20 protein-coding genes and 1 tRNA gene are annotated in these 24671 nt (G+C 66.0%); 9 read left to right on the forward strand and 12 right to left on the reverse strand.

Going from position 1 to position 24671, the window contains the following annotated elements; genetic code table 11:
• Positions 1–46: 46 nt before the first annotated feature.
• Together SGR02S_RS03890 and SGR02S_RS03895 are read right to left on the reverse strand one after the other, a co-directional pair.
• Positions 47–775 carry a hypothetical protein gene (locus SGR02S_RS03890; RefSeq protein WP_067105866.1) on the reverse strand — a complete coding sequence of 243 codons (729 nt, stop codon included), beginning with the start codon at positions 773–775 and terminating at the stop codon, positions 47–49.
• A gap of 33 nt (positions 776–808) precedes the next feature.
• Positions 809–1813 carry an NAD(P)H-dependent flavin oxidoreductase gene (locus tag SGR02S_RS03895; protein WP_067105867.1) on the reverse strand — a complete coding sequence of 335 codons (1005 nt, stop codon included), beginning with the start codon at positions 1811–1813 and terminating at the stop codon, positions 809–811.
• Between the two features lie 541 nt (positions 1814–2354).
• On the opposite strand from SGR02S_RS03895, the gene SGR02S_RS19505 reads away from it, so the two are divergent.
• Positions 2355–2525, forward strand: a complete 171-nt coding sequence (locus SGR02S_RS19505) for a YezD family protein (RefSeq protein ID WP_082796943.1) — start codon at positions 2355–2357, stop codon at positions 2523–2525.
• 88 nt (positions 2526–2613) lie between these two features.
• The gene (locus SGR02S_RS03900) at positions 2614–5088 is read left to right on the forward strand and encodes a TonB-dependent receptor (RefSeq protein WP_067105868.1); all 2475 of its coding nucleotides are present in this window, start codon (positions 2614–2616) and stop codon (positions 5086–5088) included.
• Between the two features lie 59 nt (positions 5089–5147).
• Here the strand turns inward: SGR02S_RS03900 and SGR02S_RS19950 are convergent, their stop codons facing one another.
• Positions 5148–5300, reverse strand: coding sequence for a hypothetical protein (locus SGR02S_RS19950; protein ID WP_156482964.1), 153 nt, complete (start codon positions 5298–5300; stop codon positions 5148–5150).
• A gap of 131 nt (positions 5301–5431) precedes the next feature.
• Entirely contained in the window at positions 5432–6679 is a 1248-nt protein-coding gene (locus SGR02S_RS03905) for an aspartate kinase (RefSeq protein WP_067105870.1), read from the reverse strand.
• 222 nt (positions 6680–6901) lie between these two features.
• Between SGR02S_RS03905 and ubiG the strand changes: the two genes are divergently transcribed.
• Positions 6902–7627 (forward strand): bifunctional 2-polyprenyl-6-hydroxyphenol methylase/3-demethylubiquinol 3-O-methyltransferase UbiG, encoded by a 726-nt coding sequence (gene ubiG / locus SGR02S_RS03910; protein WP_067105872.1) that lies wholly within the window; start codon positions 6902–6904, stop codon positions 7625–7627.
• A gap of 115 nt (positions 7628–7742) precedes the next feature.
• Here the strand turns inward: ubiG and SGR02S_RS03915 are convergent, their stop codons facing one another.
• From SGR02S_RS03915 to SGR02S_RS03945, 7 genes are all read right to left on the reverse strand, one after another.
• A complete protein-coding gene (locus SGR02S_RS03915) occupies positions 7743–8414 on the reverse strand; it encodes a glutathione S-transferase family protein (protein WP_067105932.1) in 672 nt (223 codons plus the stop codon).
• A 44-nt stretch (positions 8415–8458) separates the two neighbouring features.
• Complete coding sequence (locus tag SGR02S_RS03920; protein WP_067105934.1) at positions 8459–8896, reverse strand: hypothetical protein; 438 nt, start codon at positions 8894–8896, stop codon at positions 8459–8461.
• Positions 8897–8992: 96 nt separating this feature from the next.
• Positions 8993–13519 (reverse strand): glutamate synthase large subunit, encoded by a 4527-nt coding sequence (gene gltB / locus SGR02S_RS03925; protein ID WP_067105874.1) that lies wholly within the window; start codon positions 13517–13519, stop codon positions 8993–8995.
• 14 nt (positions 13520–13533) lie between these two features.
• Entirely contained in the window at positions 13534–14655 is a 1122-nt protein-coding gene (locus SGR02S_RS03930) for a DUF2059 domain-containing protein (protein ID WP_067105876.1), read from the reverse strand.
• A 16-nt stretch (positions 14656–14671) separates the two neighbouring features.
• Entirely contained in the window at positions 14672–16114 is a 1443-nt protein-coding gene (locus SGR02S_RS03935; RefSeq protein WP_067105878.1) for an NAD(P)-dependent oxidoreductase, read from the reverse strand.
• A gap of 159 nt (positions 16115–16273) precedes the next feature.
• The gene (locus SGR02S_RS03940) at positions 16274–17074 is read right to left on the reverse strand and encodes an undecaprenyl-diphosphate phosphatase (RefSeq protein ID WP_067105880.1); all 801 of its coding nucleotides are present in this window, start codon (positions 17072–17074) and stop codon (positions 16274–16276) included.
• A gap of 231 nt (positions 17075–17305) precedes the next feature.
• The gene (locus SGR02S_RS03945) at positions 17306–18244 is read right to left on the reverse strand and encodes a complex I NDUFA9 subunit family protein (protein ID WP_067105936.1); all 939 of its coding nucleotides are present in this window, start codon (positions 18242–18244) and stop codon (positions 17306–17308) included.
• Positions 18245–18442: 198 nt separating this feature from the next.
• On the opposite strand from SGR02S_RS03945, the gene SGR02S_RS03950 reads away from it, so the two are divergent.
• Positions 18443–18529: transfer RNA gene (locus SGR02S_RS03950), tRNA-Leu, on the forward strand.
• Positions 18530–18657: 128 nt separating this feature from the next.
• Here the strand turns inward: SGR02S_RS03950 and SGR02S_RS19955 are convergent.
• The gene (locus tag SGR02S_RS19955) at positions 18658–19401 is read right to left on the reverse strand and encodes a hypothetical protein (protein WP_156482965.1); all 744 of its coding nucleotides are present in this window, start codon (positions 19399–19401) and stop codon (positions 18658–18660) included.
• 506 nt (positions 19402–19907) lie between these two features.
• Between SGR02S_RS19955 and SGR02S_RS03955 the strand changes: the two genes are divergently transcribed.
• The 5 genes from SGR02S_RS03955 to SGR02S_RS03975 all read left to right on the forward strand — a co-directional run bounded on the left by SGR02S_RS03955 (position 19908) and on the right by SGR02S_RS03975 (position 24521).
• Complete coding sequence (locus SGR02S_RS03955; RefSeq protein ID WP_156482966.1) at positions 19908–20891, forward strand: hypothetical protein; 984 nt, start codon at positions 19908–19910, stop codon at positions 20889–20891.
• 12 nt (positions 20892–20903) lie between these two features.
• Positions 20904–21512 carry a hypothetical protein gene (locus SGR02S_RS03960; RefSeq protein ID WP_067105883.1) on the forward strand — a complete coding sequence of 203 codons (609 nt, stop codon included), beginning with the start codon at positions 20904–20906 and terminating at the stop codon, positions 21510–21512.
• 46 nt (positions 21513–21558) lie between these two features.
• Positions 21559–22599, forward strand: coding sequence for an SH3 domain-containing protein (locus SGR02S_RS03965; protein ID WP_067105886.1), 1041 nt, complete (start codon positions 21559–21561; stop codon positions 22597–22599).
• A 250-nt stretch (positions 22600–22849) separates the two neighbouring features.
• Positions 22850–23449 (forward strand): hypothetical protein, encoded by a 600-nt coding sequence (locus SGR02S_RS03970; protein ID WP_067105888.1) that lies wholly within the window; start codon positions 22850–22852, stop codon positions 23447–23449.
• Positions 23433–24521, forward strand: a complete 1089-nt coding sequence (locus SGR02S_RS03975; RefSeq protein WP_067105890.1) for a hypothetical protein — start codon at positions 23433–23435, stop codon at positions 24519–24521. Before SGR02S_RS03970 ends, SGR02S_RS03975 begins: the two co-directional genes overlap by 17 nt.
• Positions 24522–24671 lie beyond the last annotated feature (150 nt).

Here is a 24671-nt window from a genome sequence, read left to right on the forward strand (position 1 = left end):
CGGCGGCAACGCCATCGCTGCCGCGCGCATCCCCCTGCGAAAAGGCTCAGCCGTCGACCGGCGCCGTGACCGTGCTGGTCGACGGCTGTACCGCGGTGTCGATCGCCGGCGTCGTCATGATCGCCGGCGCCGGGGCATATTTGGCATCCCACGCCGCGACGTCGGCCTGGTACCGGGCATAGGCCTCATAGAAATCGACGAAGGGCTGGTCGAGCCGCGCGAGCAGCGTCCCCGCCTGTTCGACGACCTGCGCGCTGGGGGAGGTCGAGACGAGCTGGGCGACCTCGTTGGCGCGCGGGCAGAAATCGCGCTGCGCCGGGGGCTGCGCGAAATAGTTGAAAAGCTGCGTCGACAGCTTGTCGCGCGCCGAGATGCCGTTGGTCTTCGTTTCCTTGCCGAGCTCGCTGATCACCGTCTTTTCGGTCGAACGGATCACCTTGGCATGCGTCTTGATGATATTGTTGTAGGCCGAGACCAGCGTCGCTTCCTCGAGCCCGCGACACCCGATCGCGGCGACGTTGAGCCCGATCTTGAGCTGCCAGAAGGCGCGGTCGCCGCTGAGGTTGCTGTTCGCGGTGACGAAGCGGCCGTCGAGCGCGCGGCCCGGCAGGATCTGGGTCAGCGAGGCGCTGCCCGGCGGCAGCGGACGCGGCGGCACCACGATCACCACCGGCGGCGGCGGCGGTGGCGGGGGTGGCGGCGGCGGCGGCTTCGGGGCGCAGGCGGCGACGCTCGCCAGCAGCCCGGCTACGATGATCTTGCGCGACAACTTCATGACCTTCTCCCCAACCGCACCTGCGATGCGGCGTCAACCCCGAGTTTGCAAGGCCGCTTCGGCCTGCCGTGCCAGCGATGCGATAATCTCTGCGACGCTCTCTTCGCCTGTTACCATGCCGACAGATTGCCCTGCCATTAACGAGCCGTTTTCGACGTCGCCGTCGATCACCGCGCGGCGCAGCGCGCCCGCCCAGTAATGCTCGATCTCCAACTGGGCGGCGGCCATGTCGACCGTTCCGGCGTCGAGCAGGTTCGCGACCTCGCGCTGCTTGGCGGTGAAGGCTTCGGTCCCGGCGTTCTTGAGCGCGCGGACCGGGATCACCGGCAGGCGCGGGTCGATCTGCACGCTGGCGATCGCGTCGCGCGCCGAGGCGCGGATGAAGGCCTTCTTGAAGGCCGGGTGCGCGATGCTTTCGGTCGCGCAGACGAAGCGCGTGCCGAGCTGGACGCCCGAAGCCCCCATTTCCAGATAGCCGGCGATCGCCTCGCCGCGGCCGATGCCGCCCGCGACGAAGATCGGCACCTCGCCCGCCAGTTCGGGCAATATCTCCTGCGCGAGGACGCTGGTCGAGACGGGGCCGATATGGCCGCCCGCCTCCATCCCCTCGATCACCAGCGCATCGACGCCTGAGCGGACCAGCTTCTTTCCCAGCGCCAGCGTCGGCGTGAAGCAGATGACCTTCGCGCCCGATGCCTTGATCGCCTCGAGGCTGCCCTTCGGCGGCAGGCCCCCCGCCAGCACGACATGCCCGATGCCGTGGCTGGTGCACACGGCGATCAGGTCGAAAAGCTGCGGGTGCATGGTGATCAGGTTGACGCCGAAGCCGCGCTTCGTGAGCGTCCTGGTCGCCGCGATCTCCGCATCGAGCAGTTCGGGGGTCATCGCGCCGCAGGCAATGACGCCGAAGCCGCCGGCATTGCTGATCGCGCTGACCAGGTGGCGCTCCGAAACCCAGCTCATCGCGCCGCAGAGGATGGCGTAATCGCTGCCGAGAAGTTCGGTGCCGCGTGCCATCAGTTCGTTCAATTTGCTCATCGCAAGCGCCTTTGCCAGCAGCGGGGCCCGCGTGCAATTGGATTGCGCCCGCGATGGCGGCATTTGCCTGCGGATATCAATCATGGCCGGTCCGTCGTCAGGCGCTGTGCGGTTCTGTTTCACGCAAAGGCGCAAAGGCGCGAAAAAAATCTTACACAAAGACACCAAGAGGGCGTGTCTGCCGCAAATGGCGACTGCCGCCGCAGGCGGTGTTTCTAAAAGGAGAAAACCGCTTCGCGGTGGGAACGCGACGGGGCAGAGCAAGTCGCCCTCTTGGTGTCTTTGTGTGAGATTTTTCTCCCTTCACACCCGTAAACCCACGTCTTCGCGCCTTTGCGTGAAATCAACCGGCACCGCCCTCTCAGGCGAGCTCCGGGCCATGGATGCAGCATGACGAGATGAGAGGGTGGGGGTGCCGTCAGCCGCCAGGATCCGTTCGGCGTGGCAATTCGTCCTTTCGCCGCAGAAAGCAAATCAATCATTGTCAACCAAAACAGTTGGCATATGCTTGGCCTCGAATCAGATCAGGGAAAGGGAAATTATGTCTGCTTCATCCGACAAGGCCCCGGGCCAGCGCGAACCGGTGCCGCGCGCGATCCAGACGGTGCTCGACGCGCTCGAAAAGCTGCGCTTCGGCGCGATCCAGCTCACCGTTCACGAAGGGCGGCTGGTGCAGGTCGATGTGACCGAACGGCACCGCTACCCCAACTGATCCAAGCTCCCGACCGGGGGATATTCCCCCACGACTGCCGCAGACCGGACCACCGGATGTGGCAATTTTCTTGCAACAGGAAATTGCCATGACTGCCCGATATTCTTCCGTCCGCCGGACCTTTCCGGCATCCTATTGGACCCTTGCCCTTGCCCTGCTGTTCGCGGCAGAGCCCGCCGCCGCACAGGAGGCCGGCGATGCGCCCCGGCCCGATGCGGCCCCCAATGCCCAAGGCAGCGGCAGCTATGGCGGCGACATCGTCGTCACCGCGCGCCGCCGCGCCGAAACCGCGCAGGACGTGCCGATCGCCATTTCGGTCGTCGGCGGCGACCAGATCGACAACACCGGCAGCTTCAACGTCGGGCGGCTCCAGCAGCTGGCGCCGACGCTGCAATTCTATTCGTCGAACCCGCGCAATACCGCGGTCAACATCCGCGGCATCGGCGCGCCTTTCGGCCTGACCAACGACGGGATCGAGCAGGGGGTCGGCATCTATGTCGACGACGTCTATTATTCGCGCGTCGCCTCCGCGACCTTCGATTTCCTCGACGTCGCGCAGATTGAGGTGCTGCGCGGGCCGCAGGGCACGCTCTATGGCAAGAACACCACCGCCGGCGCGATCAACATCACGACCAACCAGCCGACCTTCGATTTCGAGGGCAAGGCCGAGATCAGCATCGGCAATCTGAATTTCAAGCAGGCGAAGGCCGCCATCTCGGGCCCGCTCACCAACCATCTCGCGGCGCGCATCGCGCTTTCTTCGACCAGCCGCCGCGGTACCATCTATAACGTCACCACCGACCGCTGGGTCCAGAGCCAGGACAATATCGGCATTCGCGGCCAATTGCTGTGGCAGCCGAATGATGATCTCAGCGTCACCCTGTCGGGCGACTGGAGCAAGCAGGATGCGGTATGCTGCGCCTCCGTATTCGTCCGCACCGGCGCGACGCAGCGCCCGCTGAACCGCCAATATGCCGCGCTGGCCGCGGCGCAGGGCTATGCCGTGCCGAGCACCAATCCCTATGACCGGCTGACCGACCTCGACGCCAGCCTCAACGCCGGGAACGAGATCGGCGGTGTCGCGCTGCGCGTCAAATGGGACGTCGGCCCCGGCACGCTGACCTCGGTCACCGCGTGGCGCTATTGGGATTGGCAGCCCGAGAACGACCGCGACTTCACCGGCCTGCCGATCGTCACCAAGTCGCAGAACCCGTCGCAGCAGAACCAGTATACGCAGGAATTGCGCTATAATTATACCGGCGACCGCTTCGACTTCGTGCTCGGCGGCTTCTACTATTACCAGCGCATCGACACGCAGGGGACCGAACAGCACGGCCCGGCGTCGAGCCGCTGGACGCTCAATCCAGGAAGCGATTCGACGCTCTTCGATCCGCTGGTGACCGGTTGCGGTCCGAGTGCGTCGAACCAGCTTGCTTGCACCCCGTCGGTGCTCGACGGGCTGACCGCGATCAATACCCAGTTCCTGAAAAATACCAGCGCCGCGCTGTTCGTGAAGGCGAGCTGGAAGATCAGCGACCAGTTCACGATCCAGCCCGGCGTCCGGCTGAACTACGACAAGAAGGAGGGCTTTTATCAGCGGCGCGTCTTCGCGGGCGACGGGACGCCGGTCGTTTTCGGGCCGACCGACGCGGTCACGCTCGCGCGGCTCGGCGTGTTCGCGCCGCAGGAATATGCGCCCGAGTTCAGCGACTGGAACTTCAGCTATGACCTGACCGCGACATACAAGGCGACGCGCGACCTGCTCCTCTATGCGACCTATGCCAAGACGTTCAAATCGGGCGGGATCAACCAGAATGGCGTGCCGAACGATGCGAACAACAATCCGCTGCTCGGCGCCGCGACGGTGAAGCCGGAGTCGGTCAATCACTATGAGGTCGGCATCAAGGCCGAATATTGGGATCGCCGCGCGACCTTCAACCTCACTGCCTTTCGCACCGACATCGCGAATTTCCAGGCCAATGTGAACAACGGCCAGTTCGGCGTGCTGCGCGGCTATCTTGCCAATGCGGGGAAGGTGCGGACGCAGGGCGTCGAGGGCGATTTCTCGATCCGTCCGAGCGAACGCTTCCGGGCCTATGTCAACGGCGCCTATACGGACGCCAAATATGTGAAATTCGTCGATGCGCCGTGCGCGCCCGAGCAGTCGGGTGGGACGACCAGTCCGCCGAACTGCGATGTTTCGGGCCAGCGGCTGCCGGGGGTTTCGAAATGGGCCTTTTCCTTTGGGGCCGAGGTCAATGCGGAGTCGAAGCTCTTCGACCAGGATGGGCAATTCTATTTCGGCTATGACGGCAGCTATCGGTCGGACTGGTCGTCGAACCCGACGCCGTCGGCCTATACTTGGGTCAAGGGCTATTCGCTGGCGAACTTCCGCGCTGGGTTCCGGACGGAGAGTGGCTTCGACCTCTTCGCCTGGGTCCGCAATGCCTTCGATCAGAATTATATCGACCAGCTCAGCGTCGGGCCGGGCAATACGGGCCTGATCACCGGCCTGCCCGGCGATCCGCGCACATGGGGCGGAACGATCAAGGCGCGTTTCTGACCGGCGCAGCAAAAAGGGGCCGTCCCCGGCTGGGGCGGCCCCTTTTTCATGCAGTCTTGTCAGCGCTGCTGCGGTTCGCGATTCTGCTGATCGCGGCGCGGCTGTTCGCCCTGCTGGCGGTTCTGACCGCCCTGCTGCTGCTGTTGCTGCTCGCGACCCTGATCGCGGCCTCCCTTCTGGGGGTTCTGACCCTGCTGGTTCGGGTTGGCCATTTTCAGTCTCCTGCAAAATGCCGCAGGCATACCGTCATGCTGCGGCGAACAGGAAACTCGCGGGGCCGGTCCAATGTTCCCCGTCTGCGACGGACCGATGGCGATGCGTCGACAGGTCGCGGGGGAGGCTATTATTCGGCGTCGAGCCCGTAGGCGGTGTGCAGCACGCGCACCGCGAGTTCGGTCTCGTCCTCGTCGATCAGCACGCTGACCTTGATCTCGCTGGTCGAGATGGCCTGGATGTTGATGCTGCGGTCCGCGAGCGCGCGGAACATCGTGCTCGCGACGCCGGCATGGCTCTTCATCCCGACGCCGACGACGCTGATCTTCGCGACCTTGTCGTCCGACAGGATACGGTTGAAGCCGATCTTGTCCTTCGCGGCCTCCAGCAGGTCGATCGAGCGGATGAGGTCGGTTTCGGGCACGGTGAAGGTCACGTCGGTCTCGCCCTTGTCGCGGCCGACATTCTGGATGATCATGTCGACGTTGATCCCCGCCGCGGCCAGCGGGCCGAAGATGCTGGCGACCGCGCCCGGGCGGTCGGGCACGCGGGTGACGATGATCTTCGCCTCATTCTTGGCCAGAGCGATGCCGGTGATGAGCTGCCGTTCCATGTGGAGTTCCTCTATTTCCTGATCGCTGACGATCATCGTGCCCCGCTTCGGCGCCTCGTCGCCCTCGACGAAGCTGGAGAGCACCTGCACGCGCACGCCTTCCTTCATCGCGAGCCCGACCGAGCGGGTCTGGAGCACCTTGGCGCCGACGCTCGCCAGTTCGAGCATTTCCTCATAGGTCACATAATCGAGCTTGCGGGCGCGCGCGACGATGCGCGGATCGGTGGTGTAGACGCCGTCGACGTCGGTATAGATGTCGCAGCGGTCCGCCTTCACCGCGGCCGCGACCGCGACCGCGCTGGTGTCCGACCCGCCGCGGCCGAGCGTCGCGATGCGGCCGTCCTCCATCAGGCCCTGAAAGCCCGGGATCACCGCCACTTCGCCGCGCGCCATCGCCGCAGACAGCGCGCCGGTCTCGATCTCGTGGATGCGGGCGCGGGCGTGGACCTCTTCGGTGCGGATCGGCAATTGCCAGCCCAGCCAGCTTCGCGCCGGCGTGCCCATCGCCTGCAGGGTCAGCGCGAGCAGGCCCGACGTCACCTGTTCGCCCGATGCGACGACGACGTCATATTCGGCGGGGTCGTAGCGCGGGTTCGCCTCGCGGCAGAAATTGACCAGCCGATCGGTCTCGCCCGCCATCGCAGAGACGACCACGGCGACCTCGTTGCCCTGGGCCACTTCGCGCGCGACGAGTTTCGCGACGGTGCGAATCCGCTCGGTGCCCGCCATCGACGTGCCTCCGAATTTCATCACGATCCGCGCCATCTCGTCCTGCCTTCCGCAACTGGTATCGCCTGCAACTTTTCCGTGGAATCCTGCGGGCGCGCCGCTGTTAGGCAAGGGGAGGGGCTATGGCAAGGCGGCGAGCGGGCGGTGGGGATATATTTTCTTGGCCGCGGGCAATCGTAGGCGTTCCGATGCCGCGTCGACCGCGCCCGGACGGCAATTTTCTTGCGTCGCCGGGGCAGGAGTGCCACATCGCGGGGCATGAACGCCGCGACGATCGATCCGCAGGAAGCCGCCCATTTCGGGGCGCTCGCCGCCGACTGGTGGGACCCGCGCGGGTCCTCGGCGATGCTTCATCGCCTGAACCCGGTCCGCCTCGCCTATATCCGGCAGCAGATCGACGCGCACTGGCACGCCGACAGCCGCGAGCGCCGTCCGCTCGCCGGCAGGTCCGCGCTCGACGTCGGCTGCGGCGCCGGGCTGCTCGCCGAGCCGCTGGCGCGCATGGGCGCGGCGGTGACGGGCGTCGACGCGGCGCCCGAGAATATCGGCGCGGCGCGCGCGCATGCGGCGGGGCAGGGGCTGGCGATCGCCTATCACGCGGGCGAACTGGCCGCGCTGTCGCCCGCGACCTTCGACCTCGTCACCTCGATGGAGGTGGTCGAGCATGTCGCCGACCCGGCCGCCTTCGTCGCCGAACTGGCGGCGCGGCTCGCGCCGGGCGGGCTGATGATCCTGTCGACGCCGAACCGCACGACGCTGTCGAAGCTGCTGCTCGTCGAGGCGGCCGAGCGCGTCGGCGCGGTGCCGCGCGGCACCCACGACTGGGACCGCTTCCTGCGGCCCGACGAGCTGACCGGCCTGATTGAGGGGGCGGGGCTGGAGGTGGTCGACCGCACCGGCCTGTCGCCGTCGCCGGCGCGGGGGTTCAAGCTCGGCGGCAGCGAGGCGCTCAACTATCTGCTGACAGCACGGCGCCGGGGGTAGATGGAGGCCAGGCCCGGGTTGCGGTTGTCCGCCCCGATGGGACGGTGTCAGCGTGCCACCGACCCCCGCTTTCGCGGGGGTTGACGCTTCGGAACGCTTCGCATTCCGTGGCGCGTCAAAAGTCCACGTCTTCGTAGTATTTCGGCGGGGTGACGATCTCCATCCGCTCAGCGAGCAGCGGGCGGAAGCTGGGGCGCGACTTGAGTCCCGAATACCAGCCCTTGGTCTGTTCGTGCCCGGTCCAGTCGATGCCGCCCAGATAGTCGGCGACCGAGATGTGCGCGGCGGCGGCGAGGTCGGCGAGGCTCATCGTCGCGCCGGCGAGCCAGGTGCGATGGTCGATCAGATAGTCGACATAGTCGAGATGGTTGTTCGCCGCCTTCATCGCCTCGCGCAGCGCGCCGCCGTCGGGGGGCTGGCGGTGGACGATGCGCTTCTGCATCCGCTCGAACAGCAGCGGGCCCGTCACCTCGTAAAAGAAATCCTGGTCGAACCACGCGACCAGACGGCGGATCTCGGCACGCTGCGCGGCGGTGCCGTTGATCATCGCCTTGCCCTCGACCGTCTCCTCGAAATATTCGGCGATCGCATTGCTGTCGATCAGCACCTGCCCGCGACCCTCGTCGACCATCACCGGGGTGCGGCCGGCGGGATTGAGGTCGATGAACTCGTCGCGCCGCTCCCACGGCGACTCGCGCAGCAATTCATAGCCGACCCCCTTTTCGCCCAGCAAAAGCCTGATCTTGCGGGAAAAGGGACAAAGCGGAAATTGATAGAGCTGCCACATGGCTTCGACATAGCGGCTGCGGGGCGCAACGGCTATGGCGGTTTTCAGCGCCGCGCGGCGTCGCGTTCGCGTTCCCATTGGGCGGCAAGGTCGCGCGCCATATCCTTGAGAACCGGGGCATAGGCCGCCAGCGCCGAGGCCGCGTGGCCGGCCATGCGCGCGCCAGCGCGAACGTCGTCGCCCATCCGCTCGGCATAATAGGGATCGTCTTTGCCCGCGACCTCGCCCAGCGTCGCGTCGGGCGGGATGTAGGCGGCGTCGGATTCGGGGTCGATCTGCGCCACGGCCTGCGCGAGCGGGCCGACGTTGAGCTGCATCAGCGCCCCGATCAGCGCCGTCACCGTGTCGGCCATGCGATCCTGGAGCAGGGGGTCGTTCAGCGCCGCGACGGCGCCGCGCGTATCATGTTCGCCCGCCGCCGCAGGCAGCGGCGCCGCGAGCGCGAGCGCGAGCAGGGGGAGGGCAGCGATGGTCCAGCGCATGGCGTCGTCCTTTCGACCGGAAATCGAAGCGCGGATCATAGGCGCGAGTCGCTTTCGCTGCGCTGAACGCGGCATGCCGTCCATGCCGCGTCCGCGTCATTCCGCCGCTTCGACCGCGATATCGGAGTCGCTCAGCGGGTGGGCGAGGCGGGCGACCATCTCCTTCGGACAGACCTGCCAGAACTGCGCGCGGCGGCGGTCCCAGTCGGACAGGATTTCGGCCGACCAGCGGCTGCCCGTCGCCGCGGCATGCTCGGCGATCAGCGTCTTCAGCACGCCTTCCCAATGCGCGCTGTCGAGCCGCTGCCACTGGATCGATTCGCCGTTCGCATGGCGTTCGAAGCTGCCGTCCTCGTCGAGGACGAAAGCCATGCCGCCGGTCATGCCGGCGCCGAAGTTCGAGCCGACGGGGCCGAGGATCACCGCGGTGCCGCCGGTCATATATTCGCAGCCGTTCGCGCCGCAGCCCTCGATCACGACGCGCGCGCCCGAGTTGCGCACCGCGAAGCGCTCGCCCGCCTGCCCCGCGGCGAGCAGCGTGCCCGCGGTCGCGCCATAGAGGACGGTGTTGCCGACGATGCTGTTGTGCTGGCTGACCAGCGGGCTCGACACGGTCGGGCGCACGACGATGCGGCCGCCCGACAAGCCCTTGCCGACATAGTCGTTGGCGTCGCCGAACACCTCGAGCGTGATGCCGCTGCACAGAAAGGCGCCGAGCGACTGGCCCGCGGTGCCGCGCAGACGCACCTGGACATGGTCGTCGGCCAGCCCGTTCATCCCGAACCGCGCGGTGATCTCCGCCGACAGCCGGGTGCCGACGGCGCGGTGCGTGTTGCGGACATTGTAGGTGAGCTGCATCCGCTCGCCGCGCTCGAACAGCGGCTTCGCGTCGCTCAGTATCTGCGCGTCGAGGCTGTCGGGCACCGGGTTGCGGAAGTTCGGACCCTGCGACCGGCGTTCCTCGTCGGGCGCGTCGACCTTGGCCAGCAGCGGGTTGAGGTCGAGATCGTCGAGATGCTCGGCGCCGCGGCTGACCTGACGCAGCAGTTCGGTGCGCCCGATCACCTCGTCGAGGCTGCGGCAGCCGAGTCTGGCGAGGATCTCGCGCACCTCCTCGGCGATGAAGGTCATCAGATTGATGACCTTTTCGGGGCTGCCGCCGAATTTGGCGCGCAGCTTTTCGTCCTGGGTGCAGATGCCGACCGGGCAGGTGTTCGAATGGCACTGGCGCACCATGATGCAGCCCATCGCGACGAGGCTGAGCGTCCCGATGCCGAACTCCTCGGCGCCGAGGATCGCCGCGATCACGATGTCGCGGCCGGTCTTGAGCCCGCCGTCGGTGCGCAGGCGGATACGATGGCGCAGCCCGTTGAGGGTCAGCACCTGATTGACCTCCGACAGCCCCATTTCCCACGGGGTGCCGGCATATTTGATGCTGGTCTGCGGACTGGCGCCGGTACCGCCGGTGTTGCCCGAGACGAGAATGACGTCGGCGTGCGCCTTGGCGACGCCCGCCGCGACGGTGCCGATGCCCGCGGAGCTGACGAGCTTCACGCAGACGCGCGCGCGCGGGTTGATCTGCTTGAGGTCGTAGATGAGCTGCGCGAGGTCCTCGATCGAATAGATGTCGTGGTGCGGCGGCGGGGAGATCAGCATCACGCCCGGTGTCGAATGGCGCAGCCGCGCGATGAACTCGGTGACCTTGAAGCCCGGAAGCTGTCCGCCCTCGCCGGGCTTGGCGCCCTGCGCGACCTTGATCTCTATCTCGTCGCAGGCGCCCAGATATTCGGCGGTGACGCCGAAACGGCCGCTGGCGATCTGCTTGATGTTGCTGTTGGCATTGTCGCCGTTCGGATAGGGATGATAGCGCGCGCTGTCCTCGCCGCCTTCGCCCGACACCGCCTTCGCGCCGATGCGGTTCATCGCGATCGCCAGCGTCTCGTGCGCCTCCGGCGACAGCGCGCCGAGCGACATGCCGGGGGTGACGAAGCGCTTGCGAATCTCGGTGATCGCCTCGACGCTGTCGAGCGGGACGCCCTGCTGCGGAAAGTTGAATTCGAGCAGGTCGCGCAGATAGACGGGCGGCAGATCGTCGACCCCGCGCGAGAATTGCAGATAGGTCGAATAGCTGTCGGTCGCGACCGCGGTCTGGAGCAGGTGCATGAGCTGCGCCGAATAGGCGTGCGCCTCGCCCCCCGCGCGCTGGCGGTAGAAACCGCCGACGGGCAGCGCGATGACACGATTGTCGAACGCCGCCTCGTGCTTGTCGGTCGCGTTGATGAACAGCGACTGATAGCCTTCGCCCGAAATCTTTGCCGGCATGCCGGGGAAGAGATCGTTGACGAGCGCGCGCGACAGGCCGACCGCCTCGAAATTATAGCCGCCGCGATAGCTGGAGATCACCGCGATCCCCATCTTCGCCATGATCTTGAGCAGCCCGTCGTTGATCGCCTTGCGGAAGCGGGCGCGGCAGTCGTCGAGCGACAGGTCGCCGAACAGGCCGCGCGCGTGGCGGTCGGCGATGCTCGCCTCGGCCAGATAGGCGTGGACGGTGGTTGCGCCGACGCCGACCAGCACCGCGAAGGCGTGGGTGTCGAGCACCTCGGCCGAGCGGATGTTGATCGAGGCATAGCTGCGCAGCCCCTTGCGGACCAGGTGAGTGTGGACCGCGGCGGCGGCGAGCACCATCGCGACGCCGACGCGGTCGGGGCCGATGGCCTGGTCGGTCAGGAACAGCTCGCTGCGCCCGGCGCGCACCGCGTCCTCCGCCTCGCGGCGGATGCGCGCGATCGCGTCGCGCAGCGCCGAGGCGTCGTCGCCGGCGGCGAAGGTGCAGTCGATGTCGGCGACCGCGTCGCCGAAATAGGCGCGCAGCCGATCCCAGTCGTCGCCGACGAGCACCGGTGAATCGATGACGAGGACGTGCGCGCTCTGCCCCTTTTCGTCGAGGATGTTGCCGAGGTTGGAGAAGCGGGTGTTGAGGCTCATCACATGCCGTTCGCGCAGGGAGTCGATCGGCGGGTTGGTGACCTGGCTGAAATTCTGGCGAAAGAATTGCGCGACGTGGCGCGGCTTGTCCGAGATGACCGCGAGCGGCGTGTCGTCGCCCATCGATCCGATCGCTTCCTTGGCATCCTCGACCATCGGCGACAGGATCAGTTCCATGTCCTCCATCGTCAGGCCCGCCGCGACCTGGCGGCGCAGCAGTTCGGCGCGGTCCCACGCGGGAAGGCTGGCCTTGCCGCCCTTCGGCAGGTCGGCCATGGTACGGAAGCCCTTGACGCGCGAGGCATAGTCCTGCGCGCCGGCGATGCGGTCCTTGATCGCGCGATCCTCGTAAAGCGTTCCTTCGTCGAGGTCGACCGCGATCATCTGGCCGGGGCCGAGGCGGCCCTTCTTGCGGATGCTCGCCTCCGGCAGCAGCACCATGCCGCTTTCCGATCCGACGACGAGCAGATTGTCGGCGGTCAGCGTGTAGCGCAGCGGGCGCAGCGCGTTGCGGTCCATCCCCGCCACCGCCCAGCGGCCGTCGGTCATCGCCAGCGCGGCGGGGCCGTCCCACGGCTCGGTGACGCTGGCGAGATAGGCGTACATCGCCTTGTGCGCGTCGGGGATATCGTCGTCGTGCCCCCATGCCTCGGGAACGAGGATCAGCTTCGCGGTCGGCGCGTCGCGGCCGGCGCGGCACAGCGTCTCGAACACCGCGTCGAGCGCCGCGGTGTCGCTGGCGCCCGCGGGGATCACCGGCTTGATGTCCTCCGAATGCTCGCCGAAGGCGAGGCTCGCCATCTTGATCTCGTGGCTCTTCATCCAGTTGCGGTTGCCGCGGATCGTGTTGATCTCGCCGTTATGGGCGAGGCAGCGGAAGGGCTGGGCCAGCCACCATTGCGGGAAGGTGTTGGTCGAATAGCGCTGGTGGAAGATCGCGACCCGGCTTTCGAACAGGCGGTTGGTCAGGTCGGGATAGAAATCGGCCAGGCTCTCGGCCAGGAACAGCCCCTTGTAGATGATCGAGCGACCCGACAGGGAGCAGATATAGAAATCGTGGATCTGCGCCGCGATCACCTTCTTCTCGATCCGGCGGCGGACGAGATAGAGCTGCTTTTCGAATTCGGCGAGCGACTGTTCCTCGGGCAGCGGACCGGCGATCATGATCTGCTCGATCTCCGGGCGCGTGCGCTGCGCCTTGTCGCCGATCACCGACACGTCGACGGGCACCTGCCGCCAGCCGTAGATGGTGTAGCCCGCATCGATGATCTCCGCCTCGACGATCGTCCGGCACGCTTCCTGCGCGCCCAGGTCGGTGCGCGGCAGGAAGACCATGCCGACGGCGAGGCGGTTCGGGCGCACCTTGTGCCCCGACGCCGCGATCGCATCGTCGAAGAAGCGTTCGGGCAGGTCGACATGGATGCCCGCCCCGTCCCCCGTCTTGCCGTCGGCATCGACCGCGCCGCGGTGCCACACCGCGCGCAGCGCCTCGATCGCCGCATCGACGACGCGGCGCGACGGCTTGCCGTCGGTCGCGGCGACCAGCCCGACGCCGCAGGCATCGGATTCGAGGTCGGGGCGATACATGCCGGTTTCGGCGAGCCGCGCATGGTCGGGGGTGGGGTAATGGGTCATGTCTTCGTTCCTGACTATGAGGTCGGATCGGTCATGCCGAGCCGCTTGCGCGCGTTGGCGGCGGCACTCTGTTCGGCTTCGTAGGTTGCCGCTTCCAGTTCCTCGACCGCCTTGCGGTCGGCCTCGGACCAGTTGGAGCGGTCGTGGCCCGCGTCGTAATCGTCCGCGGCTGCGGCCGCCGCATCGGCGGCCGCGTCGACGGCATCGTCGGTATAGCTCCATTCGTCGCTGGCCGCGGCTTCGGTGGTCTCGACCGGCGCATTCCACGAATCGCGCGTTTCCTTGAGCGTCTTGACGTCGACCTTGAGCAGTTTGGCGAGCTTGCGCAGTTCGGCGTCGCTCAGGTCGGCCAGCGCGCGTTCCTTCGGCAGCTCCTTGAGCTGACCCTCGACCTGCGGCGCGCGGTCGATGACCTTGTCCGCCAGCGGCGGAACGGCCTTGATCATCGCCAGCATCACCTCCGGATCGGCCTGCAGTGCCATCCATTCGCGGGCATAGGCCTGGCCGGCGGGGGTGGCGAAGAAGGCGTTGAACTGGCCGAGCTGGTCGGCGGCGAAGGTGCGGGCATAGGCGCGCGCAAGCCCCGCGCGCATCGGCGGTTCGAGGTCGGCGAGCACCTCGCTGATCACCGGCTTGATGACGGCGGTCACCTGCTCTTCGCGCTGCTTGCGATGGGGGTCGAACAGGTCGGCGATCGCCTGCTTGCTCGGCGCGTCGAGCGCGGCGATCGTGTCGCTGTCGACGCCGGTCTTGATGCCGATCATCAGGTCCGACGCGCCGTCGACCTGCGCCATGATCGACTTGAAGACCTTGCCGTAGAGATTGTCGAGCATCCGCTCGAGGCTGCCCGCGGGAATCAGCGCGGCCGTCGTCTGCTGCGCGAGCGCGAGCTGCGCGGGGTCGATCGGCGGCAGCGTGTCGGTTGCGAATATCCTTTCGACGAGCGCGATGGCTTCGTCCATTTCCTTGCGCATCCGCGCCTTGGCATCGGCAAGGCTGCTTTCGCTCAGCATCGAATCGTCGGCGACGACCTCTGCCGCCGGCGCTTCCTCGGGTTCGGCCCAGGCGGGCGCGGCGGGGGACAGCAGCGCGACGGTGCCGGCGAGCGCCAGCGATTTCCAGCTCGACATGGTCATGATTCCTTCCTGTTGATCATGCCGCCTTCTTTTCGGTTTTTGCCTTGACCTTCAACCACTTTGCCATCTGTTCGCTGACGTCGCGGCCGTCGCGGATGCCCCAGACGACCAGGCTGGCGCCGCGCACGATGTCGCCCGCGGCGAACACGCCGGGCAGGCTGGTCATCATCGTCTGGTGATCGACGCGCAGCGTGCCCCAGCGCGTGACGCTGAGGTCGGGGGCGCCGAACAGGTGCGGCAGTTCCTCCGGGTCGAAACCGAGCGCCTTGATCACCATGTCGGCGGGTAGGTCGAAGCTGCGGCCCGGATCGGGCTCGGGGTTGCGGCGGCCGCTCGCGTCGGGCGCGCCGAGGCGCATGCCCTGCGCCGCGACCTGCCGGACCGCCTTGTCGGCGGTGAAGCGCTCGGGCGCCGCCAGCCACACGAACTCGACGCCTTCCTCCTCGGCATTGGCGACTTCGCGCTGCGAGCCCGGCATATTCTCCCGGTCGCGGCGATAGAGGCATTTGACCGACTTCGCGCCCTGGCGGATCGCGGTGCGAACGCAGTCCATCGCGGTGTCGCCGCCGCCGATGACGACGACATGCTTGCCCTCGGCATTCAGCCGCCCGTCGTCGAACGCGGGGACCGCATCGCCGAACCCCTTGCGGTTCGAGGCGATCAGATAGTCGAGCGCGGCGACCACGCCCTCGGCATCCTTGCCGGGGACGGCGATCTCGCGCGCCTTGTAGACGCCGGTCGCGATCAGCACCGCGTCGTGCCGCTGGCGCAGCGCGTCGAGCGTCGCGTCCCGGCCCACCTCGAACCCGGCGTGGAAGTGGATGCCGCTTTCGGCGAGCCGCTCGATGCGGCGCATCACCACCTCCTTCTCCAGCTTGAAGCCGGGAATGCCGTAGGTGAGCAGGCCGCCGGCGCGGTCGTGGCGGTCATAGACATGCACCTCGTGCCCCGCGACGCGCAGATATTCGGCGGCGGTCAGCCCGGCCGGGCCGGCGCCGACGATGCCCACCGACTGGCCCGTCGCCGGGCCCGCGCGGACCGGCTCGACCCAGCCCTCGGCCCAGGCGGTGTCGGTGATGTATTTCTCGACGCTGCCGATGGTCACAGCGCCGTGACCCGCGCTCTCGATCACGCAATTGCCTTCGCACAACCGGTCCTGCGGGCAGATGCGGCCGCAGATCTCGGGCATCGTCGAGGTCGCGTTCGACAGCTCGTACGCCTCGCGCAGCCGCCCCTCCGCGGTCAGGCGCAGCCATTCGGGGATGTGGTTGTGCAGCGGACAATGCACCGAGCAATAGGGCACGCCGCACTGCGAACAGCGCGCCGACTGATCGCGCGCATCGGGCGCGGCGTAGCGCTCGGCGATCTCGCGGAAATCGCGCGCGCGCTCCTCCGGCGAGCGCTTGTCGGGATAGGATTGGTCGTGCCCCACGAACTGGAGCATGCGATCGGCAGCCATGCATTTTTTCCCTTCGTTGCGAGGGCGGATGCAGGAGCGCCGAAAGGCTGTCATCAGGAAAAGCGGATTTAAGGCAGTAATGCTGACCTTAAATCCGCTCGATTCTGGAAAGTCGCTTATCTCACGCAATCATCTTTCAAAATTAGTAAAATATCGGACCTATCTTAGGGCCAGCCAGACCAGCGCCGCGGCGCCGACGATGATTCGATACCAGGCGAAGGGGCCGAATCCGTATCGCGTCACGACGGCGAGGAAGGCCTTGATCACCGCCCAGGCGACGATGAAGGACACGAACGCGCCGAGCGCGATCAGGCCCAGGTCGTTCCGGGTGATCGATTCGTGATGCTTGGCAAGCTGCAGCACCGTCGCGCCGGTCAGCGTCGGCAGGGCAAGGAAGAAGCTGAATTCGGCGGCGGTCTTGCGGTCGATGCCGAGCGCCATCGCGCCCATGATCGTCGCGCCCGAGCGGCTGACCCCCGGGATCATCGCGATGCACTGGACAAGGCCGACGATGATCGACTGGCGCGTCGTCAGCGCAGCGACCCCACCGCTGTCGACGGGTTTCGCGAACCGCTCGACGAGCAGGATGGCGACCCCGCCGATCACCAGCGCCCAGGCGACGACGACGGCGTTTTCGAGCAGCGCCTCGATATAATCGCCGAACGCGAGCCCCAGGACGACCGCGGGCAGGAAGGCGAGCAGCAGGTTGCGCACGAAGGCGATCGCCACCGGATCGCGCCGGAAGAAGCCGACGATCATCTCGCGGAACAGCCGCCGGTAGAGGACGACGATCGCGAGGATCGCGCCCGGCTGGATCGCGATGTTGAACACCGCCCAGCGCGCCGCGTCATAGCCGAGCAGCTCGGTCGCGAGGATCAGGTGGCCGGTCGAGGAGACGGGCAGGAATTCGGTCAGCCCCTCGACGATGCCGAGGATGATCGCGGTCAGCCACAGGCTCATCGACGCTCTCCCGCCGGCGCGTGCCCAGGGGGAGGGGCAAGCGGGGGGGGAGGGGGAGCGAACGGCAAATCGGCTGGGGGCATGAACGATCCTGCGAAGCGAAGACGAATAGGCGAAGGGGCGGCCGGCTCGGTGCCGGACGCCCCTTTCCCTGACGGACCTACGCAGCGCGTGCGGATTTTTCCAGCCGCTATTTGAAAAGCGCGCGGCCGGGCGCGCCGGAGCGGGCGGTTAACGCGCCGCGGCCCCGGCAAAGCGGCCGTGGCGGCGATACTGGACGAGCCAGCCCTCGGCGACCGCGGCGAGCGACGTCGGCGTGATGCCGAGCTGCGCGAGCCCGGCGGCGCCGGGGGCGACGACATTGTCGACCTGCAGCATCCGCCACTGATCGCGGGTGATCGGCGCGCCGGGCAGCCAGCCCAGCCCGGCGGCGAGCGCCCCCGCGACGGCGTCGGGCACCTCGACGAACAGCCGCTTTCGTCCGGTCGCGGCGGCGATCCACTGCTGCAGCGCGGCCATCGTCAGCACCTGCGGCCCGCCCAGTTCGAACAGGTCGCTTGCGGCCGGCGCGGCGAGCGCCGCGACCACCGCATCGGCGACATCGCCGACATAGACGGGCTGGAGCTTCGTCTCCGGCGCGATCACCGGGACGACCGGCGTCATGCGCATTAGCGCCGCGAAACGGTTGATGAACCGGTCCTCGCGCCCGAAGACGATCGACGGGCGCAGAATCGTCGCTTCGGGGAAGGCGGCGCGGACCGCGGCCTCGCCGTCGCCCTTGCTGCGGCCATAGGCCGAGGCACTGTCGCGATCGGCGCCGATCGCCGAAACATGGGCGAAGGCGCTCGCGCCCGCTGCTTTTGCGGCGGCGGCGGCATGGCCGGCGCCCTCCGCCTGCACCGCGTGCATCGCGTCGAAGCTGCCGGCGAGGTTGACGACGGCGTCGCTGCCCTGGACCGCGCGCGCGACGCTCGCCGCATCGCGCACGTCGGCGGCGACGAACTGCGTCTGGCCCAGGCCGCCGAGCGGCTTCAGGAACACCGCCGCGCGCGGGTCGCGCTGCGCGACGCGCACCCGCGCGCCCAGCGTCAGCAGGCGTTGCACGACATAGCGGCCGACGAACCCGCCGCCGCCCAGCACCGTGATCAATTGTCCGTCGAGGTTGCGCATCGCGTCGCCCTGTATCCGATTCTCCACCGGCGCCGCGGCGCCGCTCGCGCTCCCATGCCGCGAAGCGCCCGCGGGGGCAAGGGCATGTGTCGCGGGCGGCGACGCAAATCCGCGCTTCGGCAAAATAATCGCGCCGCGCCCGTGCAGCGCGGTTGACAAGCGCCAGCCCCCGCCGCTAAGCGCCCGCTCCTACCCCGTGCCCAGATGGCGGAATTGGTAGACGCACCAGCTTCAGGTGCTGGCGATCGCAAGGTCGTGGAGGTTCGAGTCCTCTTCTGGGCACCATTTTGCACTAGGGCTTGAAAACCCTAGGAATTAGCGGAAATCTTAGGCTTTTTACGAGCGTCTAGTACAAAGGTACGAGGACAACGGCCTATGTGTTCATACCTCCATCGCGCCCCGAACGGGGTCTATTATTTCCGCATGGGGATACCTGCGACCTGCGCCCCTCCAACAGCAACCCTAACGAATGGATCATCACCCCAGCTTGTCGGACCATCCTCTACCGCCACCTTCAAGCCACTGTTTGCGAAGGCTGTAGATAATCGCTGAGCGAACTGTATCGATACATCATTTGGGGCGGGTTCAATAACAATGCCCTCAAGATACCGAGTTCCATTATCCTGACCAAACCAAATGACTTCTGCGCCTGCTAACTTTAGCTGATTGCAGATCGAGCGGCCGAGACTCTGCATCTCATTGTCTATTCCATACACTCTAATCTGCACTTTCGGCCCGATTTTGATGGCCGATGACACAACGTCATCAAGCGGCGGAGAAAGCCGTTGCGCCGGTGCTTCATTGTATGTCTGTGATCCGTAATTAGGGGCGTCGTTGAAAATGCCCCTACGATTATCATTCTCAGTCATAGTACTATGTACCCCTAACGCTTCGCCTTCCTGTGATTTGTCATCAGTATCGCGAGTATAGAAGAATACTATAAGCCACAGGAGCGTGATAGCGATAGCGGCAAGTATGTTTGAGCGAGAAACTAGACTGAGCGCCCACGCATATTGATTGGCAACACTGCTCTTTGCCTCAGGCCAAATCGCAGCGGCGGCTATCGCGGTCGTCACATAGAACGCGAACACCCCTACCGCAGCGGCAGGAAACCAAAGCAAGAAACGATTGATTAGGTGACGATCCTTAGCGCGCATATGGAGATACTAGGCGTACAGGGCACGGTGTAAACCGGAGAGCGTTGCCAACCCGGTTCGAGACCTTAACGCGGACCCACATTGGCCAACCCCTTGCCTCGGCTAGTACAAAAGCCTAATACAACCGTCCCGACGCCCTTTTAGAAAACCGCAGAAATCCGCCATTTTTGGTGTCAACCGTAAAATCCTCTTCTGGGCTCCACTTTCCGTCCATCACCAGCCGATGACGGCACCGATAGATCGTCAAGCGACATTCAGACCCGGATAATCCGTCCGATGTTTTCACATGCGGCGATGCCACTCTTTGCGAGTGCAAAATCTTGCGACCGTCTGAATCAAGGCTTTCCACGCAAGAAATGAATCCTCCGCGTGTCGGGATTCTCCGCACCATCAAGGTTTTTCCCTTTCAGAACTGACAAATGGTGTCAGCCATCCGGATTTTCGTGGGAGCCGCGCCCTGACCGCGTAATCGAACCCGATCGAGGCAATGGCATCGGGAGGGAAGCGTGCGCGGTCGGATTTTGGGCTTTCAGGAAGAAGCGGGCGTCATTCAGGGTGACGATGATGCGCGCTATTCGTTTACGCGGACCGATTGGCGCGACGCCGGCGACCCGCAACGGGGCACACTCGTCGATTTCGTGGTCGAGGATGGCGGCGCGCGCGAAATCTATATCGCGCTCGGGTCGAAAGCACCCGGCGCGGGGGCGCTGAAGCCGGCGCCCAACCTCAGCGACGCATCCGCGATCAGCGAGGAGATCGTGGACAAGTTTCGCGCCGCATCGACCCGCGACGACGCGATCGGCGACCTGCTCGGCCGGCTGAAGCTCGCGCCGCAGATGCTGCTCGCGGCGCTCATCCTGTTCGCGGCCTTTTCCATGACCTTCATGTCGACGGGGTTCAATTATGAAAACGGGCGCATCCACAAGGATCTGAGATATCTGGCGGCAGGTGGGGACCATAGCCTGCTGGACGTGCCGTCGGCCGCCGGCGACAATCAGGCCGGGGTCGAAACGACCCGGGCCAGCATCGCGAAGGAACTCGATCAGCAGGGCGTAACGGTCGCCGGCGAGTTCGGCGATTCACCGGAGGTCGCCCAACTGCAGCGCGCGGTGGGGAAGGTCAACGCCGCGATGGACAAGTTCGACAATATCATGACCTTGTCCAAGCTCGTCTGGCTGGTTCCGCTCCTCGCTCTCCTGACGATCGCCGCCGGCTGGATGCGCAATGCCATGGTGAAACCGCTCGGAACGGCGTTGGGCGTTGTCAGCTGCGCGTCCACCTTCATCCCCTATCTGTGGGAAAAGCAGACCATCGCGTTGCTTGAAGCGGCGATGACGATGACGATGGTGCGGGACGACGTCAATCTCTCCGCCCTGAAGCGCGCGATCGAAAAGTCGATCGCCTTGCAGGGCGGCGGATGGCTGATCCTCCTGCTCGGTGCCGGCTGCATCTATCTCGGCGTGGCGAAGCGCCGCGCTGCGGCCGACTGAGGGAGGCGGCGCGTGATCGATCGCAAGAATATCGCGGTCCTTGCCGCCTGCCTGCTGGCTCTCGGCGGGGGCTATTGGTGGCTGGAGGGCGGGTCGATCCAGATCCCCGGGCTTGGGGACGATCGGAAAGCCGCCGTCGCCTCCGCGGGAACCGACGCCGCGCCGGCGGCGCCCGCCAGCGCCGGCGAGGCGGATGCGCTTTACCAGAAGGCCATCCTCGCCTGCCTCCTCGCGGCCTCCTATGGCGCGGAGCGCGGCGCCCGCATCGATCAGGTCGAGACGCTGACCGGGAGTATCGGGTCCGACCCGTCGGCGCTGTCGAGCGAGGAGCGTCGCGATTTCGATGCGCTGATCGCACAGCTTCCCGAACATCGGCGCGAGCGCGACGCGAGCTACGCCCTCTATTTCAGCGGGATCGAAGCGCTCGCCGCGGCAAAGGCCGAACAGACGGCGGCGGCCTTCGACGCGATCAGCGCCGAACTGGACCGGGCGGGGCTGCAGCGTCTGACGCGCTACGTCCCGGCCATTCGCCAGCATATCGACAATCAGCGTAGCCAGCCGCGCGACGCGGCCCGCGATCAGCGGTGGATCGAGGAGTTGAAAGATGCCGTCCGGAACTGAACGCCATATCCTTTCCCGTTCTCGCCGCCGGGCGGTTTGGCGGCATATGATAAGCGCCGTGACATTTGGCGCGCTGGTCGCGGCGGCGCCGACACCGGCCTTCGCCAAATCGACGCGCTTTACCGACAATTGCCTCGAAGCGCGTCAGCCGTTCAGTCGCATCAAAAATTTTCAGGGGAACCGGATCGCCGGCGGAGCGCTGATCGGCGCCGGGCTTGGCGCGCTGGTCGGCGTGCTGGGCAATTCGGGCAAGCAGAACAAGTCGAGCGTTCTGCCCACCGTGCTGGCCGGTGCGGCGGCCGGCGGGGCGGCGGGCTATCTGAGCTCGATTTCGCAGGATCAGCGCAACAAGGATGAGTTGCGCGCGGCGATCGACGCGGACTTCGACCCGGTGATGAATCAATATTCCGCGCTTCCGGGGCAGTTGGAGGCATTGGGCCAATGCCGCAGGACCCAGATCGAGACGGTGGAAAGAGAGGCCGGTGCCGCGACGCTGTCGAGAAAGGAAGCCGAAAAGCGGCTGGCCAGTATCGAGAAGTGGATCGCCGAGGATGATCGGGTGATCGCCAAGGCTTCGGGCATTCAGGGACAGACGGTCACGACCTTTGCGCAGGCCAATGCGGTCGCCGATGGTGCCGATCCGACGCTGGCCCAACAGGATGGCTGGGCCAGCCGCTATTATGGCATCGACGACGATGCTCCGGTGGAAACGGCCGAGGCTGCGGCCGTAACACGCTATATCCGCGCCTCCAGCGGCGCTCGCCTTCGCGATGCTCCTTCGACCGGCGGAAGGATCATCGAAACGGTCGCGAACGGGGCGGCGGTCGATGCGCTCGGCGACGGGGGCGACGGATGGATGTTCGTGCGCACCGCATCGGGCATGAACGGATATATCCACGGCGGATTGCTCGGCGCCAGCGCGATGCCGGTCGCGGTTGCGGCGAAGCCCGCGGCGGCGTCGCCCGGGCGTGCGCGCGTCGATCGGGCGGTAAAGGCCCAGCGCAGCTTCGCGGCGACGCAGGAGCGGGAGAAGAAAGCGACGACGGTGCGGCTGGCGGCGGCGCGGTCGCTGCTCGCGGGGGCCTGACGTGCGGGCCGGTCCGGATGCGGCGGAGGCGCGATTGACGACCCTTCGTCGCTCCAGTCTCCCGATCGGCGTAAGCGATCCGGTCGCGGGAGATGGCGCAACCATCCTGTCGAGATGTGCCGGTGCGGCTTTGGAAATTCTTTGAATCGGTGCCGGGGCTTCGAAGGCGGATTGCAACCGGCGGAATAGTTCGAGGGAGGCTTCCACGGCCGCTGCATCGGCAGATCGGCGGGTGCGCAAGGAGACGGAAATGGCGATTGCAAAGGTGAAATCAGCGGACGAGATTACCTATTTTACCAAAAGCGGAACGGTGCTCGACGGCCAAAATTCATCGACGACGCGCGTCTTTGGCGGGGGCGGTCAGAACAATTCTCCGGTGCATATCTCGTCCAGCACCACACAGCATCTGCACCTGTTCGTGCGCCAGGACGACGGCAAGGAGTTTGACACGACCTTCGACAATATCGGCGTGGCTGTTCGCGCCGGGCATCGCGTGTCGGTAATATTCGCGATGCCGAAGAACGATGATGGGGGTTACGCCACCGGGCTCGTCGTTCACGACACCGGCAGAACTTCGATTTGCAGGGCAACCGCCAATTCCCTGGTCAAGCGTTTCAATGAATGGCTGGGTTTGGCGATGGGCATATTCCTGCCGTTCGTCATCGCAGCCATCTTTGGTGATTGGAGCGATTGGGGGTACTTCTGGCTGTTCGGGGTTTTGGTCGTCAGCGGCTATCTTTTCTCCAGGAAGCTTCACAGCAATGCGGTGCGCGACGCCATCGTCGATGGCGTGCAAGTCGAAATGAACAAGGCGATCGAGCAGGAGAAGGCCCGTGCAAAAGCGGCGTGAACCGACCAGGGGCGGTATCGCTCGCCTGTCGGTTTTTTCCCTGGTTTCGGTGATCGCGGTTGCCATCGCCAGTTGCGGCTCGGAATCCAGTGCCGATGCGGCGGCAGGCATGTCGACCCGGCAACAGGCGGCGGAGCAAAGCGCGGGAACCGAAAGCGGCGCAACCGCAGTCGTGGCAAATTCCGTGCTCCCCGCTGCCGCGCTTTCGGCATGGGAAGGCTATGCCCGCGGCGAGTGCCGCGACATGGGGGTGCGTTTCAGCACCGTGCGCTTTGCTCCGATCCAATCCGTCGATCCCAAGCAGGAATCTGCCGCGAACGAGGGCGCTTTCATCGCCGCAGAATTCAACGGCGACGGACGGCCCGATTTTGTTGTCACCACACAGAATTGGGGGTGCGCGGAGGAGGCGGATCATGGCAAAATGGGGCCGCCTTACGACTTCATCATCTCGACCGCCGCAGGCTATCAGGTCGCCTATGGATTTAACGGCGATATCGGTCCCGAGGACGTCAAGCGCCGGGGCAAGCGCGATGTCGTCGAATATCGCCGCGGCTGGAACGGCAATTGCGGCTATATCGAAACCGCGGTGTGGGGCTGGAACGGCACTCAAATGGACGTGATCGAGCGCCGCGACGACAAGGGGAAACTCGTCGATAAGGAAGGTTGCGCCGTCGGCGCGCAAGCCGCGGCCGGGCCGGCGAGCTTCCCGCCGATCCCGAAAGGCTATTACGCCGTCGGTACGACCTGTGCGCGGGCCGCCAGCGCGCAAGCTGCCAGCGATGGGCCAGGCAGCCTGGCTTACTTCGATGAAAGCGCGCTGACTTGGTTCGATGGCGGGCCGGAGATACGGAGCTTTGAATCGCTCGGGAACAACCGCTTTCGGGTTCATGCCCGTTCGTACGGCAACGGCGATGACACCAAGGGGACAAGCACGAATTTTGTCATTCGCGTCACCGGCGCATCCAGCTTTGTCGCGGAAGCGGGGTCGACTCTCTTCGACGAGCCGGAAACTTATACGCATTGTCCCACCGGCACGGTACCCAAGGGAGTTCGCGATTGGTTTGAAGGCTAGCGGCGATCGCCCGGGGATGACGGCGCGCGCCGATTCATCGTCCCAGGCAGGCGTTGCGGCTTTTCCCGCAACAGTGTCTACCGTTCGCATGTCCACCCGCGCGGCGTCATCGAGGGCAACTTGAGCCACGAAAATCCGGGCGCTACCGTT

The sequence above is a fragment of the Sphingopyxis granuli NBRC 100800 genome, assembly GCF_001591045.1.
GTDB lineage: Bacteria > Pseudomonadota > Alphaproteobacteria > Sphingomonadales > Sphingomonadaceae > Sphingopyxis > Sphingopyxis granuli.